Source organism: bacterium SCSIO 12643, assembly GCA_024398135.1.
Classification (GTDB): Bacteria; Bacteroidota; Bacteroidia; order Flavobacteriales_G; family Salibacteraceae; genus CAJXZP01.
Genome location: CP073750.1, coordinates 912,997 through 931,411 on the forward strand (window position 1 = coordinate 912,997; position 18,415 = coordinate 931,411).

Sequence of the window (18,415 nt, forward strand, 5' to 3'; positions counted from 1 at the left end):
GGGAAACGCCCATTTTAGTATCAGTATGTTAGATTTATGAAATCCTAATCTACCCACTTTTAATTTTAACTCAGGTTTCAATTACATTAATAATAACGTATAATAACAAAACAAAAAGGCAAATACCCTATTTTAGTTTTGTACTATTACCAATCTATTGAATTTACTAATCTTTTCCCCAGAAGATTTTAATACAACAAACTACATCATCAACTAAATTAAAAGTTATGTTAAGAAAACTACGAAGCTCCAACATAATTGAAAAAATAGCGGATTGGTTTAGTCTTAATAACATTATTACCACCAATCACTATAACTATGCTGAAACTTTAGAAAAGTATTCAGAATTAAGAACTTATAATAATATCTCAGATAAAAACTTATCAAAGAGAAGAATTACAACTAAGATTCCAATCGAATACTCTCCATTTATTCAATTTGGAGAACACATTAAAAACATTAAAAAAGTAATGCCTAAACGTACTCATTTGGCATCTTTTAACACGAGAGGGGTATTACGTAAAGTATTGCTGTATCGAGTTAAAATAGCTGGTCAAAATGTGAAAATTGAAATGCATTTCTACAAAAACCGTTTGTTCTTCTTTAAATACATTTTTTCTTACGCAAAAAAATCTGAACGAAAGGAGCTGGTAAAATTACTTTCAAAAAAGTATCAAATTCCAAATTTAGATTTATCTGTTCATGCCATCTTCGATAAAAATCAAAATTGCATCTATGTTGAGGATTTTACAGAATTTACAATTAGTTATACAGAGACAGAGAATCTATTCTTTAAACAACTGGAAGAAATTAAACTTCATGATCATCGTCAAATGGTCGCATCATACAACCTGAAAGCACAAACATTATTTTCAAGCCTCTAATTGTTAATAGATCGATTGAATAAACACTCCAATGATATTTTTCGTTGGGGTGTTTACTTTTTTAACGGAGTAATTAAATTCTGCCAAAAAGAACGCATCTTCCTCCCCTCTTCTCCAAGCCCAAACTTAATTCTTCCAATATCTTTAGATAAAATCAAAGTTCCAAAAAGCCTATCCCATACTGCTAAAACAGAGCCTAAATTACTGTCAAAATGCTCTACTCTATCACTATGATGAATTTGATGTTGAACAGGGCTGATGAGCCATCTTTCCAGCCAGACAGGATATTTTAGTTTCACATGCGAATGTCTGAGATTCGCTCCAAGCAACATAAAAAGAAATCCTAGACCATTCACTCCTAAAATCATCCAAAGTTGCATTGAGCCATTAGATAAAAAGTCAAACATCCCTGTAATTACGCCAAAAACAATCATTCCTTTCAAATTATTTAAAACTAACTCTACCGGATGAATTCTATATTGAGTAATTGGATTCAATACTTCCGCAGAATGATGAACTTTATGGAACCTCCATAACCAGGATACTTTATGCATCATCCAATGCACTAAATAAGTGGATAAGTCTTTAACTATAAATAAAGTTAGAGTATATAAAAAAACGATCCATTCTGTACTTAAAGTAAAGTCTGGATATCCTAGGATATCCAATAGAAACTCTTTTGTATAAAAAGAAAGGTATACTCCTAAAATTAACCATGGGCCTATGGCAATAATTTTAAATACTCCATTAAAAACTAAAAAAAAGTAATCTACATGTGCTGACTGACTCCACCAGACCTTTCTGTTAAACACATAACTAATAAAACTCTGCCTAACGTTGGTATAACGAAACACCAAATAACTTATAAGCAGAGAACTCAATAAAAAAGGGATGTAAATTCTCTTAGCTGGAGATACAAAATAACCCAAGGACAATTGAACTCCTTCTTTGATTATTTCATATATATCCGTTATCGTCATTTGATCTGAATCCCTAAAGTTACGTAAAAAGCTCTAGGGTCAGCTGGAATAATACCCGGTCCGGGATAACCAGATGCTCTTCTGGTAAAGTAGGACGAATTCAAAACATTGTTAACGTTTCCTTCAACAAATAACTTGTCCCAGGAATATTTCATCGAAAAATCAAGAATCTGGTATGCTGGAATAATTCCACTTACTGCATTTGGGTCAAATTCAGAATTGGAGGCATCCGTAAACTGTTCTCCGGTATAACTATATTGACCACTCACTTTAAATCGATCTATTACCAAAGTAGCTCCGCATTTCACAGTAACATTTGGAACCAATTCAACTTTCTTTCCTTCAAATGCAGCTTCTTTCGAATCCGTATATTTTCCATCAATCAGAGCAAAATTCACAAATGTTTTTAAACTCTTGTTCTTACTTATTTTCTCATTTAATCTGAACCAATCTACTTCAATTACACTTTCCAAACCAATAGTAGTTGAAGCAGAAATATTTGTTCTGTATCTATATGTTTTAAACAATACCGAATCCACACGTTGAACAAAACCAATCCTATTATTATACTTCAGATAAAATGCACTTACATCATAAACCAAAAACTTCTTATACATCCCTCTGATTCCTATATCCAGATTGTATCCCGTTTCATCTTGAAGGTTTGGATCTACTTTAAAGTTAGGATTATTAATTCGAAGGTCATTGAAATTAATCGCTCGATAATTCTGGGAAAAGTTTCCATAGATTTCGTAATCACCTGTTGGCTTATAACTCCCTCCGATAGCCAATAAAATAAATGATCTTGGCTTTGATAATTGATCGTAGATAAAAGTATCACTCAAAATGTTACCTGCTAAATCTCTACTGGTTTTACGATAATATCCATCTGAACTGGTATTGATGTTTTCATAGCGAATCCCGGGTTGAATTTTTATTTTATCCGTAACCTGTAAAATATTCTCAGCAAAAATCGCGATATTCTGACTTGGGAAATCAAAATCAGAGCCTTCTAAACTATCCGGATTTAAATAACTAAAATTCGCATCATATCCATCATCTGTATCTCCTTGTCTTTTTCTGGTATTTCCTCTATAATATCTTACACCAACCATACACGTACTCATTCTTCCTTTCAAAGAATATCGTTTCAATAGTTTGGTCTCATTTCCAATATTTAAATAATTGTCCTTCAACAAATCTCTGTTACCTAAGGGATCAACACGTGTAATATTTCCCAAAAAACCTGAGGCATTCCTGGTGGCAATGAGTCCAAATGTCTTAGAGCTTAATTTCATCGATGGAGAAATTTTGTACTCAAGCGTTAAACTTGGTAAGTTCCAATCCACATTAAACCAATTACGCTCACGAATTGACTGTGTAGGGTTTGATTCAAACATCGCATCTGTTAAACCTCCTGGTTGATGAGCCAAATAAGTGAAATACGAAAAGTCAAAGGTTAGATTTAATTTTTCATTAGGAGTATACTTTAAATACCCGTAAAAATTATGCGCATTAAACTCAGAATTTGGGCGCCAACCATCTCCTCTTTTATAAATATAGAAAGTATAATATTCTACTTTCTTGTACTTTCCTCCAATAGCATTAAAGGAATTGAAAAAACCATAAGAACCTACGGTTTGCCTACTTTCAATTTGAATAGGTTTATCCGTCTCAGGAGTTTTCATTTTATAATTGATCATTCCGCCAAACTGCGTTCCATACTGTAAAGCCCCGGCTCCTCTAACCACTTCTATTCTCTCCACACCTTCACTTGGAGGCACATAATAGGCATCCGGATATCCTAATGCATCTGCACTAATATCATATCCATTTTGCCTCATATTGAAGTTCGTGGAACGTTCCGGGCTCAATCCCCGTCCTCCAATCTCAGTATTTAAACCAGCACCGTTACTTTCGAAAATATTCAACCCCGGCACTTTAGAATATACTTGTCGGCTATTATTAGTTGATAAATTAGCTGAAAGCTTTTTGATTTCAATACGCTCTGATTTCTTCGCGGAAAAAATGTACATATCCTCTACAGAACGCATTTGTAAAGGCTGTAATTCCAAATTCGTAGTGCTATCTGTTACCTGCACTGCTTTCAACTCTAAAACTTGAGTTTTTACGATGATGGTATCATCAACAAATGGTGTCACCCAAAAAGTTGCAGATTCAAACCCTTCAGCAACTGTTAGGAACGAAACTTTGCTCTTACTTGGATTTGCAACGGTTATTAACCCTCGTTTGTTTGTTCTAAACTCCTTTTTCAACTCAGGAGAATATGCCACAAGACTTGATATAGGTGCTTTATCCTTATCAGAAATAAACGTAACGTGCCACTGGTCCTGACTATAAGACGTAACTGTTACCAATAAAAACAGAACTATATGTACAAGTCTATTTTGCATTCCTAATCTCCGTCAGAATCCTGATATGTGATTAACACAGATAAAGCGGAAGGCATTTCCACTTTCAATAACACAATTGCCTTTTGAAGTTCATCGTATGCCGCCTTTACCTGTTGTTTATTATCCACCACATCCTGTGATAATGGCCCTGCAAGTGTATTAATTTTTTCCAGCGCCAAATCAATCTGATTATTAATATTCTGTGCCGTATTTCCAGATCCTACATGTGTTAAATAATCATCTAATGACAATCCATTAACCCCTTTGGTGGTAACCCCGTTAAAAGCATTCTTATATTGGGTCAAGCTCTCTTTTAAAAGCTCCAAAGATTTAGCGCTATAATACGCTTCTGTTTTCTCAGGATTAGGTGTTCCCAATGAACGTACGCCAACAGGAATTCCTACTTTACCATCTCTAATGTAACGCTCGAAATCCAACACCAAAGCATTAATCCATAATCCAGTAGAACTCCCAACCGCTGTTCCATCAGAATTCACAAAGGTTTGATCATACCCCTCACCATTCCATCCATTGTACACATTCGTCACGGTACTTGCTATTTGTTCTGCTACATCGTTTAAGTATTTTTTTCTATTCACATGATTCGCATCAGTAGTAAATAAGTCAATAATTTCCTGATCTGATTTTTGATCACCGAAAATCAAATACTCCAATGCAGGTAATCCCTTTGCCGCAATATTACCAGCTGAAAACAAATCATAAGAACCTGAAGTAATATTTGATTCTACAATGCTCGTAGATGTCGGGTAAGTATTTAAAATTGATCTTAAAGAATGCGTAGCAGCTGGACCAAACTCAAACGTTGAGCATCCTTGGTAAGCCATCTGACAATCCAATAACCCTGCTCTTAACGCGGTCAGGTTTTGAACATCTGGTTGGTTTGTATAGTCTAAAGCCTTTTGTTTTAAGAGTACAGCTTTACTATTTAAAATCGTATAATTTGTTTGAATAATGTTCTCAGAAACATGGGTCAACATGGTTTTTCTGTCAAATTCAGTGGCAGAACTTCCAGGATCATCCTTTGACTTACAACCCACAGTTCCAAGTAAAACTATCATCAAAGAAAAAAGTGTTATTCTATACATTTTCATCGTTCCAAAATCAAAAACCTATAAACAAAATGATCAGGAGAAGGCATTTCGCCCTTTCCTGATCCGATCTTGATATGAGAGATTATTAAATTCTATAATTGATCTTTAACAGCGTCTAATCCGTAAACAGCGCTTAGTTTATTTTTCGCATCAGTTAATTTCGCTACAGTAATATTCAAGAAGCTAGGTACTTTATGACCACCCATGTCTTCTCTGAAATAATCTTTAACGGTCATTAAGTCCGCATCAGAGATTAGTTTGTCACTATTGTAGTGTAACGAAATAATAAATGCGTAAGCTTCAGAAATTTCATGGTTTCTAATCGCGTCATCACCAAAGTCTGAAATAGCACCGTTGATATAATGAATCGCTGTAGTTACCATAATCATTTCATATTCTTTTCTTAATTGAGCTGCAGCTTCGTCTCTTGCAGTATAATCTTTGTTAGAAATTGAAAAACGACCTTTGATAAACTGATCCATTACTTTTCCAACAGTTTCTAAACCAACTGCAGATCCTTTCTTTGCATACTTCGCATGGTAACGTAAAGATTTATCTGCATAGTTATCTTCAGTCAAATCAACCGGAGCTCCAAAGTAACCGAAAGCCTCATCCCAGTGATGCTCCATATCGGTTCCTTTTCCATCAGTTACATTTTCATTATCAACCGCATTACCTATTTTACCATCACGTGTATAAGTTTCTGCAATTTGATAATAGAATACTGCACCCATTAATCCTTTCTCAACGATTTGAGCATACTCTACTCCATTCTCATCTAAGTAATACGCTTTAGAACCAGAAGTCGCTACACCTGCAGTTCCAGGAGCCCATGCTCCGGTATGTTGTGCACTCAAACCAGCCAATCTTCCCATGTAGTATTCAAATGTTGTTGCAGAAGGTACGTCACCCGAACCATCAAAACACTTATTTTTCAGTTGCTTCGTAGCAGAATTCAAAGCACCATCAGCGAATGGGTCATTTTCATTCTTAAACATATCTAACATTACCTGAGCATCTGCAGCAGTTCCTGATGCAGGCTTTTTCATTTCAGCTGTTAGCTCACCTAACATATCCAATCTAGTGGTTTGTCCAGAGTAACTTACATTATCAAAGCTATATGTCTTTGGTTGTGTAGGTCCTGAAGCAGTAGGTGTTGGATCGTCTTTTTTACATGATGCTGTAAATAAAACTGCGCCCAATAAAACAAGTGATAATTTTTTCATTTCTTATTTATAATGATTCTTAATAATGTTTTCAGACCGCAAATATATTTCGCCTTCAAAGTTCAAAAATCACTACTTTTAGGTATATTTCTATCTATGACATAGTCATGACAACCTTTGTAAATATGAAAAAGGATAAAAAAGGCATTTAAACCCTTAAAAATCTTTATATAAGAGATATTTCTTCCTTAGCACCAGGAAAGAAGTTAAAGAAGTACTCCAACTATTTCTAATTTCATCCGGAGTTACTCCATTTTCGATTTGTTGTTTTAATTCAGGGGTTCCTGCTAATCTGGAATAGAAATGATTCTTCAGAAAAAACGCGGATTGATCAGAAGTATTAATATATGCCCAAATCATTAGTTGCAATGAGATTTTCGGATTAGAATAAAACGCTTCAATAGAAAAATCTCTCAAATCCTGTCCGTAGCACTTTTTGCCTTTATGCTTAGGATACCTGGCCCCTGGCTTTGGTACAGGGACATAACTGAATTCCTCTTCCACAATATAAGGCGAGCCAAAAACCTGAAATGGATAATCCGTTCCTCTCCCTGCACTTACATTCGTTCCTTCAAACAACCCTAAAGACGGATATAAATATACTGCAGTCATATTCGGTAAATTTGGAGAAGGTTTTACGGGCAATTGATACAAGTCTTTGTGGGTCCATCCAGTCAACAATACCACCTGTAAATTACACTTTAAGCCTTTACCCAGCCAGCCTTCGTCATTGATCATCTGAGCGAATTCTCCTACTGTCATTCCGTGTACAATTGGAACCTCATGCATCCCAACAAATGATTGCTCTTTGATGTCTAAAACAGGACCGTCTACATAAAACCCATTCGGATTAGGTCTATCCAATACCATAAAATCCACATTATTTTCTGCACAAGCCTGCATCACATAATGCATAGTAGATATATAAGTATAAAACCTCACCCCTACATCTTGAATATCAAATATCACAATGTCTATTCCCTCCAGGTCCTGAACAGATGGTTTTTTATTCTTTCCATATAAACTCTTGATTGGGATTCTGGTTTTAGGGTCTACACCGTCTTTAATTCTTTCTCCCGCATCAGCATCTCCTCTAAACCCGTGTTCAGGAGCAAAAACTTTGCTAACCTTTATTTGCTTTTCCAATAGAAAATCCACCAAATGAGTTCCAAAAACTTCGCTGGTTGGATTCACCACTAAAGCCACATTTTTGTTTTTCAAGCTAGGTAAATACAACGATGCTCTCTCCGCTCCTACTAAAACATCTTCTGCAGACTTAATTAAAGTAGAATCAAAATTTAGTATTTGACCATTGAGTCCCATAGCCAACACCAGATATATAGATATAATGAATGCTCTTAACAATACGTTTCAGTTTAATCTACTAAAGTAATTCCTTTTAGACCCCAAAAATGATTCCAATTAAACCACTTATCATTATATCGTTGTCAATTATTATTGAATCGTTTCCTTTTGACTCGAATAACTTAATATTGCTGCTTCAAATACCGTTTCGTTGAACTTTGAACTTTTTACAGCTTTAAAACTTATTCGAGGTAAGTCTTCGGATAAAAATGGTCGGAATAACATCAAGCCAATCATTAATATTGCGCTTGCGGGTATCGCAATCAGCGTAGCTGTAATGATTCTATCGGTTACCGTAGTTACCGGATTTCAGAGTGAGATTAGAGAAAAAATTATTGGATTTGGAGGACATCTTCAAATTTCCAATTTTCAAAGTACGGATGGATACGAAATCATTCCAATATCTACAGATCAGCCATTTTATCCTGAATTAGACACCTTACCAAAGGTCAGTAATATTCAGGTTTACGCCAATAAGACCGGAATCTTAAAAACGAAAAAGGAGATTCTTGGAATCGTCTTAAAAGGGATTGCAAATGATTTTGATTGGACGTTCTTCAATGAATATATGGTGGAAGGTGAACCCTTAAAATTTGATTCTGATAAAAAGTCTAATAATGTAGTGATTTCCCAAAAGATTGCACAAAAAATGGATCTGACTATTGGAGACAACTTTCTGGTATTCTTTATCAAGGATAATAAACCACGACCTCGCAAATTCATGGTAACTGGAATCTACTCTACCAATCTTGAAGGGTTTGATGATTTATTTATTCTTGGAGATATCAGACATATTCAAAAACTAAATGGCTGGGAAGAAAGTCAAGTTGGAGGATTTGAAGTCAATCTACATAGATATGAAGATCTGGATGAGTTAGATGATTTCATTTTCAATAACATTCCATTTGAATATAAAACAACTACAATCGTCAATAAGAATCAGAATCTTTTTGGTTGGCTCGAATTACAGGACATTAATGTTACCATAATCATTAGTTTAATGATTATGGTCTCTGGAATCAATATGGCCTCTGCTCTACTTATTATGATTTTAGATAGAACTCGAATGATTGGAATTTTTAAAGCTATGGGTTCCTCAAATACAAGTATTAGAAAGTTGTTCTTATATATTGCTACTTATCTTTTGACCGTTGGCTTATTCTGGGGAAATCTGATTGGTTTATCAGCAGCTTTAATCCAAAAGCATTTTAAGATTTTCACACTTCCTGCAGAAACCTACTTCCTGTCGCATGTGCCTATCAATATTAAGATATTCGATATTTTATCTTTAAATATGTTTACCCTGATATTGTGTATTTTCATGTTGATCGCTCCTACTTATATCGTGACTAAAATATCAACAGTTGACGCTATCAAACTTGATTAATCTCAAAAGATTATTTCAAAATTAACAGTTTAATCCCCTCATATTTGAAAACAATTCACTCTATTTGCATGCTTAAATTTTAAAAATGAATCATATTAAAATATTTAAATTCCTTGCGATCACTGAAGGAATCAGCTATATCGTTTTATTAGGGATTTGCATGCCTCTAAAATATATCTATGATATCCCGGAACCAACAAGACCTGTTGGGATGGCGCATGGAGTATTATTTGTGACATATGTGATTTGGCTTCTTTTAGTTGGTCAGCAACTCAAATGGAACTTCAAAATACTTACCTGGGGCTTCATTGCATCACTGCTTCCTTTTGGTACCTTCATTTTCGAGGCTAAACTTTTAAAAAAGAATTATGAGTAAAAAAATATTTAACAATGTTCTGGAAACCATAGGTAACACGCCTATGATTAAACTGAACAAAATTGCAGAAGACATTCCAGGAACTATTTTAGGTAAAGTAGAATATTTCAACCCTGGGAATTCAGTAAAAGACCGTATGGGACTTAAAATGGTTGAAGATGCTGAGGAAAAAGGATTATTAAAACCCGGAGGCACCATCATTGAATGTACATCCGGTAATACAGGAATGGGAATTGCTTTAGCTGCGATAGTAAAAGGGTACAAATGTATCTTCACTACTAATGATAAACAGAGTAAAGAAAAAGTAGACGTTCTTCGTTCTTTAGGTGCAGAAGTTATTGTTTGTCCTACAGCGGTGGCACCTGACCATCCTGACTCATATTATTCTGTTGCAGAACGCAAACACCAGGAAATTGAAAACTCCGTTTGGTTAAATCAATACGACAATTTATCTAACAGACAAGCACATTACGAATCAACCGGACCTGAAATCTGGGAACAAACAGAAGGTAAAATCACACATTTTGTTGTAGGTGTAGGTACTGGTGGAACGATCTCCGGAGTTGGGAAATATTTAAAAGAAAAAAATCCTAACATCAAGATTTGGGGTGTAGACTCATATGGTTCCGTTTTCAAAAAGTACTTGGAAACAGGTGAGTTTGATGAAAATGAAATCTATTCTTATTTAACTGAAGGAATAGGTGAAGATATTCTTCCTAAAAACGTAGATTTTGATCTTATTGATCATTTTGAAAAAGTAACTGATAAAGATGGTGCTTTGGTAGCCAGAGAATTGGCGCTTAAAGAGGGCCTACTTTTAGGATATTCTGCTGGTTCTGCTTTTAGTGCTGTAAGACAACTAAAAGATCAACTTACCGAAGACGATGTAGTTGTCGTCTTATTTCACGATCATGGTTCGAGATACGTTGGAAAAATCTTTAACGATGATTGGATGAAAGAACAAAACTTCTTATAACGAGAAAGCCTCAATTGAGTTCAATTGAGGCTTTTTTTAATCTCTTTTCTCGAATACCTCAACCTTCATATTATCTATCAATAAAGAATGATTTCCGCGATACCATACAAATGTCCTGAACAGATCATTCCCATTTCTAACCTCCGGAGATAAATAATCGAATTCAATCTTATTCCATTCACCTTTTTTTAAATCTAAATTCTTTGATTCGATTGTTTTATAATTATAAGCATATCCCTTGTGATCAAAGTGAACTACCAAACTAAAATCTTCTACAACATCCTGAGTTTCTATAAATACATACACAGACACTTTAAACCATACATAATCATCTCGGGTTATATCCTTAAATGCTTTCTCAATCACAGGAGAGTATATTATTCTAGAGGTTAAACGATAAGAACAGCATCCTGAATAACTCAATGAATCATCACCATCATTAAAGTCATGCTCTTTCAAAAGAGTTCCTTCATATTCTTCCTCATTAGTAAACGCATCGGTTCCTGTATAATTTCTATCAATCAACAACAATTTTCGATCCTCTTCAGTGACATTAAGCTTTCCAAAACTTGCGAAGTAATAGTCTCTGGTCATTCTATCTCCGTGAATAACTCCTTTATGAAATTGGATCGTTTGAAAGATATTTAGCCCAACAATTAAGACGATCACTCCTCCAAGTGTAAACTGGATATACTTCTTTTGTTCGCTTAACCAAACAATAAAATATCCCAATCCAAGGGCCATTACAAGATATGAAGACACCATGGGTCTTTGACTAAATGATTGCGCATACCACCAATTTGACCAGCTGGAAACCAAATACAGATTAAACAAAAAGAATACAATCACCGCCAGAAAAATTTCACGATTTTTCCTGTATATCGCATAAAATCCTACAGTCGCGAAAATCATAAGTGGTGTATAAATCAACCAGCCTTTTCTAAAACTAAACAAAAACTGCTTTGTAAATGGTCTCAATAATTCCAATCCCTCACCGGCATTTCCTCCATAGCTATTATATAAAAACTTACCTGCATATATTTTCCAATAAACAAATTGAAAAGATCCAAAAAGCATTAAAATCATCACCAACATTAATACCTGATACTTGTGTTTTAATAATATTTGCAACTTCACTAAAAAGCTCTGCCAATTAAACACTCCCCAAAGCACTGGTAGAGCTAAAACAACTATTTCCGTTGGTCTGCTCAATATCATTAATCCCATCACAACGCTTAATCCTAATGCATACTTCCATTCGAATCGCTCATGCCATTTAATCGTAAACCACAACACTAAAGCATACCCGGTAAACAAATAATTATGAGACATTGCATTTTGGCCATACATAGTTATATGTACCATATAGTTTGTTCCAAATACAATTAAGGCAAGAATGAGTGCGCTAATTTTCGAATTAAAAAAGTGATTCAACACTTTGGATGCAAACCAAATTCCGATCAAAGAATATAAGATACTGCCAAAATGCAAGGCGTATTGAAACGGTAACGAAAATCCATCAATTGGATAATTCAATAATAAGGCACTTAACCAGCCTAGAAAGAAAAAAGGTGCATACAAAATGGCCATTCCCATAGAATATTTCATCACATAATTTCCTTCCGGCATTTTCATGGCCTGATAGAAAGTTGCTGAACTTTTATATTGTTCCATTAAATCAAATATCCTGACATCATCGGCCATTCCCAAGTCATGAAAAATAAACTGCAAGGGTAAATACAGGTAATAGCCATATACATCCCAGGAAATTATATTTCCTGGTGCAAATAGCCCATTCATAATAATGATAAAGGCTATGAGTAATCCTAAGGTTACATTCGTATATTTATTCATAGTGGAGCACTAAGGTTATTTAAGCGTTGAAAGTAAGATTAATAAATGTATTAATCAAAAAAGCCTCTATCAAAATCGACAGAGGCTTTCCATAATATTATTTAAGTCCCATTATTTGATCAAATCCTGAACATCCAAAAGACCTACAACTTTTCCGTGAGATACAACAATCAAAGAGTCCACCTTAGTCTCAGCAAAAACTTTCTGTGCTTTATATAACAACTCTTCTGCATCAATCGTTTTAGGTGCATTTAACCCTAAATCACCCATTTTCTTATTTACAGCCTCAGGACCTTCATTTTCCATCAATCTGCGTAGATCTCCATCGGTAAAAATTCCTGCTGGAGCTCCATTTTCATCTACAACACTAACAGCTCCATTTCCACCTGCTGTCATTTGAACTAAACAATCAGTTACAGTAGCATCCATTCCTACATTTGGATTTTTAGTACCCACCACATCTTTAACCTTTGCAGTCATAATGAATGTGTCTTGAGTAAACTGGTCTGTACCAATAGTTGTGAAATGGTTTTGCGTCAATTGCTTGATTAATTTCCATGGTACTGTCACGGTATGTACTCCTACATTAATCGCATTTCTTACATGCTCCACGTTACGAACAGAAGAGAACATTATTTTAGTATCATATCCATAATATTCTACAGCATTCACACATTGTTCAATCAAAGCAATTGCATCATTACCTTGATCTTGTAAACGTCCTACAAGCGGGCATACATAAGTTGCTCCTGCTTCCATCGCCATATACGCTTGTTGTAATGTATATACCAGGTGGATATTTACCATAAAACCTTCGTCAGTTAATTTTTTACAAGCTTTTACACCTTCTAATGACATAGGAATCTTGTAAACGGTTTTATTTCTATCCAATCCTAATTTCTCCTGACGATATGCTTCTGCAATAATATCTTCAGCAGTATCACCTAATGCTTCAATTTGAAGAATGTCAACAATCTTTGACAATTCGATAATTGTTCCATCAATATCGGTAATTCCATGACGGTGCATAAAAGTTGGTGTGGTAGTTAAACCCGTTAAAAAACCAATTTGCACGGCCTCTTTAATTTCCTCTAAATCTGCTGAATCTAAATATAATTCCATTTTGTTACGTTTTCTAAATTAAATTTTACACGAGATTTACTTACGGTATTTTACCTCTATTTCGTGCATTTCAATAAGGGGTTTTAAATATTCTTTTAATTGTGTCATATCCATTTGCGAAGCAGCATCACATAAAGCTTCGTTTGGACATGGATGTGTTTCTACAAACAATCCATCAACTCCGGCAGCGACACCAGCACGTCCCAAAACATCCAGATATTGTCTGGCACCACCATTTGGATCGGCACTTGGAATTCCATACTTACGAATAGAATGCGTCACATCAAAAATCGTTGGGTAACCTGTTTCTCTTAAATGATAGAATGAACGCGGATCAACTACCAAATCATTATAACCAAAAGCGTATCCACGCTCGGTCAATAAAATTTGCTCATTACCTGTTGATTCAATTTTTGCAACCGGTTTTGTCATATTTTCAGGAGCTAAAAACTGTGCGTGTTTTAAATTCACCACTTTTCCAGTTTTTGCGGCTTCCACCGCCAGGGTAGTTTGCATCACCAAATATGCTGGAATTTGTAGCACATCTACAACTTCTGCAACTGGTGCAACCTGATCAGGATAATGAATGTCAGTTAAAATTGGAAAACCGAAATCTTCCTTGACACGTTGTAAAATCTTTAAACCTTCATCCATTCCTGGTCCCATGTAATAATCCACAGAACTACGGTTATCCTTCTGGAATGAAGATTTATAAATTAAAGGGATGTCCAACTCTTCGCTTACTCTCTTAAGTGTTTCAGCCGTGTCCATCATGATCTTTTCTGATTCGATCACACATGGACCGGAAATCAAGAAAAGTTTGTCAGCTCCACATTCTACGTTGCCAACTTTAACCTTTTTAATACTCATTCAAAAAATTTTGGCAAAAGTATAATTTTAAAGATGAATATGAACCATTGTCTTATAATGTGTAACAAGATGTTAATATGTTCTGTTTTTTCCACATCAATATTTTAAACCAATCATAATACAACTTCACAAAAAGCGCTATTTTGCGAACCTTTAATTATTGATCAAATAATGCTGAAAACAGTATCTAAGTTCTCCGGAGAAATCCTATTGATTTGTACCGTTCTTATTGCATTTTTCACCTTTACCAACTATGGTGTGAGTTGGGATGAACCTCAACAAAGAGAAACCGGACTGGTCAATTATGATTATATCTTCACATCCAGTACCGCACTTCACAGTTGGGTGGATCGGGACTATGGAGTAGCATTTGAACTACCGCTTATTTTTGTTGAAAAAATATTTGGTTTTGAAACGACCCGAGAAATCTATTTTTCTCGTCATCTGATCACTCACCTTCTATTTTTGCTGAGCGCCTTTTATCTTTTTAAACTTATTGATTTTGTTTACCGAAACAAACTACTTTCTGCTCTTGGTTTTTTAATGCTGATATTGCAACCAGTACTCTACGGACATTCCTTCTTTAACAGTAAAGACTTACCATTCCTTTCGGTATTTATCATCACACTATACTATTCCGCCAGAGCATTTGACACAAAAAACTGGAAGAACTTTTTATTGTTGGGACTCAGCGTTGGAATTCTCATCAACATTCGTCTAATGGGAATTATGGTTCCTGCTACTCTGACATTCTTCCTTTTTGTTGATGCCTTCTTTGAAAAAAAATATTTGCATCATATAAAGTTACTTGGTGTTTTTGCAGTTTCACTTGCTACTATTCTATACATCACCTGGCCATTTCTATGGAAAGCTCCACTTGAAAACTTCATTACGGCAATTAAAAATATGTCTCAATTTAGGTTTGATCGCGAAATGCTTTTCAGAGGAGAGGTTGTACGACCAACCGAAATCAAGTGGGATTATGTTCCCGTTTGGTTTTCTATAAGTACTCCTATAGTCTATTTATTATTAGGTTTATCGGGTGCTTTCCTAATAGTTTACAATTTCTTAAAAGCACCTTTTGACAACATCAAAAACCATATTTCAAGAAACAACATCTTCTATCTGGCCTATTTCTTTGCTCCCGTTCTGGCCATTATTGTTTTAAAATCGGTTTTATATGACGGCTGGAGACAAATGTTCTTTATCTATCCTTCATTTGTTTTACTCGCTATTTACGGACTAAGTCATTTTTACAAAACACATAAAAAAGTTTTCTATACGCTGCTTGCAATACTTTCTCTACAAATGGGCTATGTTTTGTTTTTCATGATTCAAAGTTTCCCTTTACAACATTTATACTTTAACAACTCCATTACACTGCAACCAAAGGAGTATGCAAGGAAGAATTTCGAAGTAGATTATTGGGGACTATCCTACAAAACTGCCATGGAGTATATTTTAGAACATGATACAGCCTCAGAAATTCTAATCTGTCCGGCTAATTTCCCTGGATACATAAATGAATCGGTTCTGAAACCTGAACAGGATGCACGTATTAGAATGGTTGGAATAGAACATGCTGATTATTTCCTGACCGAATATCGTTTTCATCCACAGGAATATGATAGCTTAGAGGTTTATAAATTCCATGGAATCGAAGTTTCAAATAGTACAGTAAATCAAATTTTCAAACTCAAATAAAATGTCTTCTACTTTCAAAGCACTTTATGTGATTCCTTGCTACAATGAAGCGAAGAAATTTGAAGTAGATACCTATCTTCAATTCCTAAATCAATTCTCAGACATATTCATCTGTTTTGTGAATGATGGATCTCAGGATCAGACTCAGTCCATATTAGAATCAGTAAAGTCCAAATTTCCTAATCAGGTTGAAGTATTTCTATTAGAAAAAAATGTAGGCAAAGCTGAAGCTGTTCGCCAGGGAATGCTTTTTTCTCTATCACATGTTCAGTCCAAATTTATTGGCTTTTTAGACGCTGATTTAGCGGTAAGTTTAGAGGAAGGCTATGATATTCTGAGTTATTTAAAACCACCCTATGAATTTGTTTTCGGATCTAGAATTTTACGAATTGGATCTACTATTGATCGAAAAAGATATCGCTTCATTATCGGACGTATAATTGCTACGATGATTAGTGAAATCCTGGATATTAAAGTCTATGATACACAATGTGGTTGTAAGTTTTTTAAAACAGAAACTGCTTCCGAATTATTTGAGCAACCTTTTATTTCCAAATGGTTATTCGATGTGGAGTTATTCTTCAGAATGCTAAAACTCCACGGGAAAGAAAGTGCATTACAAAAAATGTATGAAGTTCCATTACGTAGTTGGATTGAAAAGGGAGATTCCAAGGTTGAGTTTTCTTATATGTTTAAAATCGGTATTGATCTATATCGGATCCGAAACAAGTACAAATAGCCCCATTTTTCGACTTTAAATGACGAAATCTTGTTCGTATTCCAGTCACTTAGTTAAAAAGCACTATTTTGCGAACCCCAAAAATTTAACAATATGGACTCTATGAGTTTTTCATTCATATCGATTCTTCAAGGACTTGGAGGGTTAGTCTTTCTAGTAGGATTACTTTGGATTTTTAGTGTTAATAGAAAAGCCATTAATTGGCCTTTAGTTGTAAAAGGCCTGATTCTTCAAATCATCTTTGCAGTGGCTATCTTAAAGGTCGAATTCATTGAAGCTGGTTTTGAATGGATCAGTAGGGCCTTCGTCAAAATCATCTCATTCACCAATTTCGGAAGTGAATTCTTATTTGGTCAATTTGGTATAGGAAAGTTACATCCTGCATTAGGAAATTTTGCTTTTGTGGTACTCCCAACAATCATATTCTTCTCTGCTTTAACCAGTCTTCTCTATTACATGGGGATTCTTCAAAAAGTAGTTTATGGAATGGCCTGGGTAATGAAACGAGCACTACGTTTATCTGGTGCGGAAAGTTTAGCAACTGCCGGAAATATATTTTTAGGTCAAACTGAGGCGCCATTACTCATTAAACCTTATTTAGGCCAAATGACCAAATCGGAAATGATGGCTTTGATGACCGGTGGAATGGCAACCATTGCCGGAGGCGTATTGGCGGCATATATCGGATTCTTAGGCGGAGATAATGCTACTGAGCAAACCTTATTTGCAAAACACTTGTTGGCAGCATCCATTATGTCGGCACCTGCCGCCCTGGTTGCGGCTAAAATACTTGTTCCCGAAACGGAAGAATTTGACAACACAATGCATGTCAATAAAGAAAAAATGGGAGCCAATGCCTTAGAAGCAATTTCTAATGGTACTACCGATGGATTAAAGTTAGCCGTAAATGTTGCCGCAATGTTATTGGTATTCACTGCACTTATTTATATGTTCAATTACTTCTTATTTAAAACCGGTGATCTCACAAACATTAATGCCTGGGTAGCAGCAAACACTTCTTATGATAACTTGAGTTTCCAATTCATTTTAGGTTATGTATTCGCGCCAATTTCCTGGTTAATTGGTGTCCCTTATGCGGATATTGTAACTGTCGGACAGCTACTCGGAGAAAAGACTATTTTGAATGAGTTTTATGCATACGCTACCATGGGAGAAATGAAAGCATCGGGTGTTTTTCATTCGCAAAAATCTATGATTATGGCTACTTACATTTTATGTGGTTTTTCTAATGTAGCCAGTATCGGAATTCAAATTGGGGGTATTGGTGCACTTATTCCGGAAAAAAGAGGTTTGCTATCTAAACTAGGTGTACGCGCACTCATTGGTGGTACTGTAGCCTCATTATTTACTGCTGCCGTTGTAGGTATGTTCTTTTAATCTATCGA

Annotated in this window: 15 protein-coding genes; 7 read left to right on the forward strand and 8 right to left on the reverse strand. The window is 35.2% G+C overall.

Features of this window, described 5'->3' with window-relative positions:
* The first annotated feature begins 227 nt into the window (after nt 1–227).
* A complete protein-coding gene (locus KFE94_03945; GenBank protein ID UTW67276.1) occupies nt 228–884 on the forward strand; it encodes a hypothetical protein in 657 nt (218 codons plus the stop codon).
* A gap of 53 nt (nt 885–937) precedes the next feature.
* On the opposite strand, the gene KFE94_03950 is transcribed toward KFE94_03945, so the two are convergent.
* The 5 genes from KFE94_03950 to KFE94_03970 form a co-directional block, all read right to left on the reverse strand.
* Nucleotides 938–1,696: a sterol desaturase family protein gene (locus KFE94_03950; protein UTW67277.1), complete on the reverse strand. Its 759-nt coding sequence runs from the start codon at nt 1,694–1,696 to the stop codon at nt 938–940.
* Nucleotides 1,697–1,860: 164 nt separating this feature from the next.
* Nucleotides 1,861–4,278, reverse strand: coding sequence for a TonB-dependent receptor (locus KFE94_03955; protein ID UTW67278.1), 2,418 nt, complete (start codon nt 4,276–4,278; stop codon nt 1,861–1,863).
* A 2-nt stretch (nt 4,279–4,280) separates the two neighbouring features.
* Complete coding sequence (locus KFE94_03960) at nt 4,281–5,357, reverse strand: imelysin family protein (GenBank protein UTW67279.1); 1,077 nt, start codon at nt 5,355–5,357, stop codon at nt 4,281–4,283.
* Nucleotides 5,358–5,482: 125 nt separating this feature from the next.
* Nucleotides 5,483–6,616: a DUF4856 domain-containing protein gene (locus KFE94_03965; protein UTW67280.1), complete on the reverse strand. Its 1,134-nt coding sequence runs from the start codon at nt 6,614–6,616 to the stop codon at nt 5,483–5,485.
* A 156-nt stretch (nt 6,617–6,772) separates the two neighbouring features.
* Nucleotides 6,773–7,939 carry a DUF1343 domain-containing protein gene (locus KFE94_03970; GenBank protein UTW68207.1) on the reverse strand — a complete coding sequence of 389 codons (1,167 nt, stop codon included), beginning with the start codon at nt 7,937–7,939 and terminating at the stop codon, nt 6,773–6,775.
* A 193-nt stretch (nt 7,940–8,132) separates the two neighbouring features.
* Here KFE94_03970 and KFE94_03975 point away from each other — a divergent pair, with 193 nt between their 5' ends.
* The 3 genes from KFE94_03975 (at nt 8,133) to KFE94_03985 (ending at nt 10,720) form a co-directional block, all read left to right on the forward strand.
* Nucleotides 8,133–9,368, forward strand: a complete 1,236-nt coding sequence (locus KFE94_03975) for an ABC transporter permease (protein ID UTW67281.1) — start codon at nt 8,133–8,135, stop codon at nt 9,366–9,368.
* 85 nt (nt 9,369–9,453) lie between these two features.
* Nucleotides 9,454–9,744: a DUF3817 domain-containing protein gene (locus KFE94_03980; GenBank protein ID UTW67282.1), complete on the forward strand. Its 291-nt coding sequence runs from the start codon at nt 9,454–9,456 to the stop codon at nt 9,742–9,744.
* Nucleotides 9,737–10,720: a pyridoxal-phosphate dependent enzyme gene (locus tag KFE94_03985; GenBank protein UTW67283.1), complete on the forward strand. Its 984-nt coding sequence runs from the start codon at nt 9,737–9,739 to the stop codon at nt 10,718–10,720. Before KFE94_03980 ends, KFE94_03985 begins: the two co-directional genes overlap by 8 nt.
* A 36-nt stretch (nt 10,721–10,756) precedes the next feature.
* On the opposite strand, the gene KFE94_03990 is transcribed toward KFE94_03985, so the two are convergent.
* From KFE94_03990 to kdsA, 3 genes are all read right to left on the reverse strand, one after another.
* Nucleotides 10,757–12,574, reverse strand: coding sequence for a hypothetical protein (locus tag KFE94_03990; protein ID UTW67284.1), 1,818 nt, complete (start codon nt 12,572–12,574; stop codon nt 10,757–10,759).
* Between the two features lie 111 nt (nt 12,575–12,685).
* Nucleotides 12,686–13,696, reverse strand: a complete 1,011-nt coding sequence (locus tag KFE94_03995) for a CBS domain-containing protein (GenBank protein ID UTW67285.1) — start codon at nt 13,694–13,696, stop codon at nt 12,686–12,688.
* Nucleotides 13,697–13,732: 36 nt separating this feature from the next.
* Nucleotides 13,733–14,566, reverse strand: coding sequence for a 3-deoxy-8-phosphooctulonate synthase (gene kdsA / locus KFE94_04000; GenBank protein ID UTW67286.1), 834 nt, complete (start codon nt 14,564–14,566; stop codon nt 13,733–13,735).
* Nucleotides 14,567–14,737: 171 nt separating this feature from the next.
* Between kdsA and KFE94_04005 the strand changes: the two genes are divergently transcribed.
* From KFE94_04005 to KFE94_04015, 3 genes are all read left to right on the forward strand, one after another.
* Nucleotides 14,738–16,270, forward strand: coding sequence for a glycosyltransferase family 39 protein (locus KFE94_04005; protein ID UTW67287.1), 1,533 nt, complete (start codon nt 14,738–14,740; stop codon nt 16,268–16,270).
* Nucleotide 16,271: 1 nt separating this feature from the next.
* Nucleotides 16,272–17,009, forward strand: a complete 738-nt coding sequence (locus KFE94_04010; GenBank protein ID UTW67288.1) for a glycosyltransferase — start codon at nt 16,272–16,274, stop codon at nt 17,007–17,009.
* Between the two features lie 102 nt (nt 17,010–17,111).
* Entirely contained in the window at nt 17,112–18,407 is a 1,296-nt protein-coding gene (locus KFE94_04015) for a Na+ dependent nucleoside transporter (GenBank protein UTW67289.1), read from the forward strand.
* Nucleotides 18,408–18,415 lie beyond the last annotated feature (8 nt).

Bases quoted from the DNA above. Each gene is read 5' to 3' on its own strand.
- KFE94_03945 (UTW67276.1), top strand. From the start codon at position 228: ATGTTAAGAAAACTACGAAGCTCCAACATAATTGAAAAAATAGCGGAT.
- KFE94_03955 (UTW67278.1), bottom strand. From the start codon at position 4,278: ATGCAAAATAGACTTGTACATATAGTTCTGTTTTTATTGGTAACAGTT.
- KFE94_03960 (UTW67279.1), bottom strand. From the start codon at position 5,357: ATGATAGTTTTACTTGGAACTGTGGGTTGTAAGTCAAAGGATGATCCT.
- KFE94_03965 (UTW67280.1), bottom strand. From the start codon at position 6,616: ATGAAAAAATTATCACTTGTTTTATTGGGCGCAGTTTTATTTACAGCA.
- KFE94_03970 (UTW68207.1), bottom strand. From the start codon at position 7,939: ATGGGACTCAATGGTCAAATACTAAATTTTGATTCTACTTTAATTAAG.
- KFE94_03980 (UTW67282.1), top strand. From the start codon at position 9,454: ATGAATCATATTAAAATATTTAAATTCCTTGCGATCACTGAAGGAATC.
- KFE94_03985 (UTW67283.1), top strand. From the start codon at position 9,737: ATGAGTAAAAAAATATTTAACAATGTTCTGGAAACCATAGGTAACACG.
- KFE94_03990 (UTW67284.1), bottom strand. From the start codon at position 12,574: ATGAATAAATATACGAATGTAACCTTAGGATTACTCATAGCCTTTATC.
- KFE94_03995 (UTW67285.1), bottom strand. From the start codon at position 13,696: ATGGAATTATATTTAGATTCAGCAGATTTAGAGGAAATTAAAGAGGCC.
- kdsA (UTW67286.1), bottom strand. From the start codon at position 14,566: ATGAGTATTAAAAAGGTTAAAGTTGGCAACGTAGAATGTGGAGCTGAC.
- KFE94_04005 (UTW67287.1), top strand. From the start codon at position 14,738: ATGCTGAAAACAGTATCTAAGTTCTCCGGAGAAATCCTATTGATTTGT.
- KFE94_04010 (UTW67288.1), top strand. From the start codon at position 16,272: ATGTCTTCTACTTTCAAAGCACTTTATGTGATTCCTTGCTACAATGAA.
- KFE94_04015 (UTW67289.1), top strand. From the start codon at position 17,112: ATGAGTTTTTCATTCATATCGATTCTTCAAGGACTTGGAGGGTTAGTC.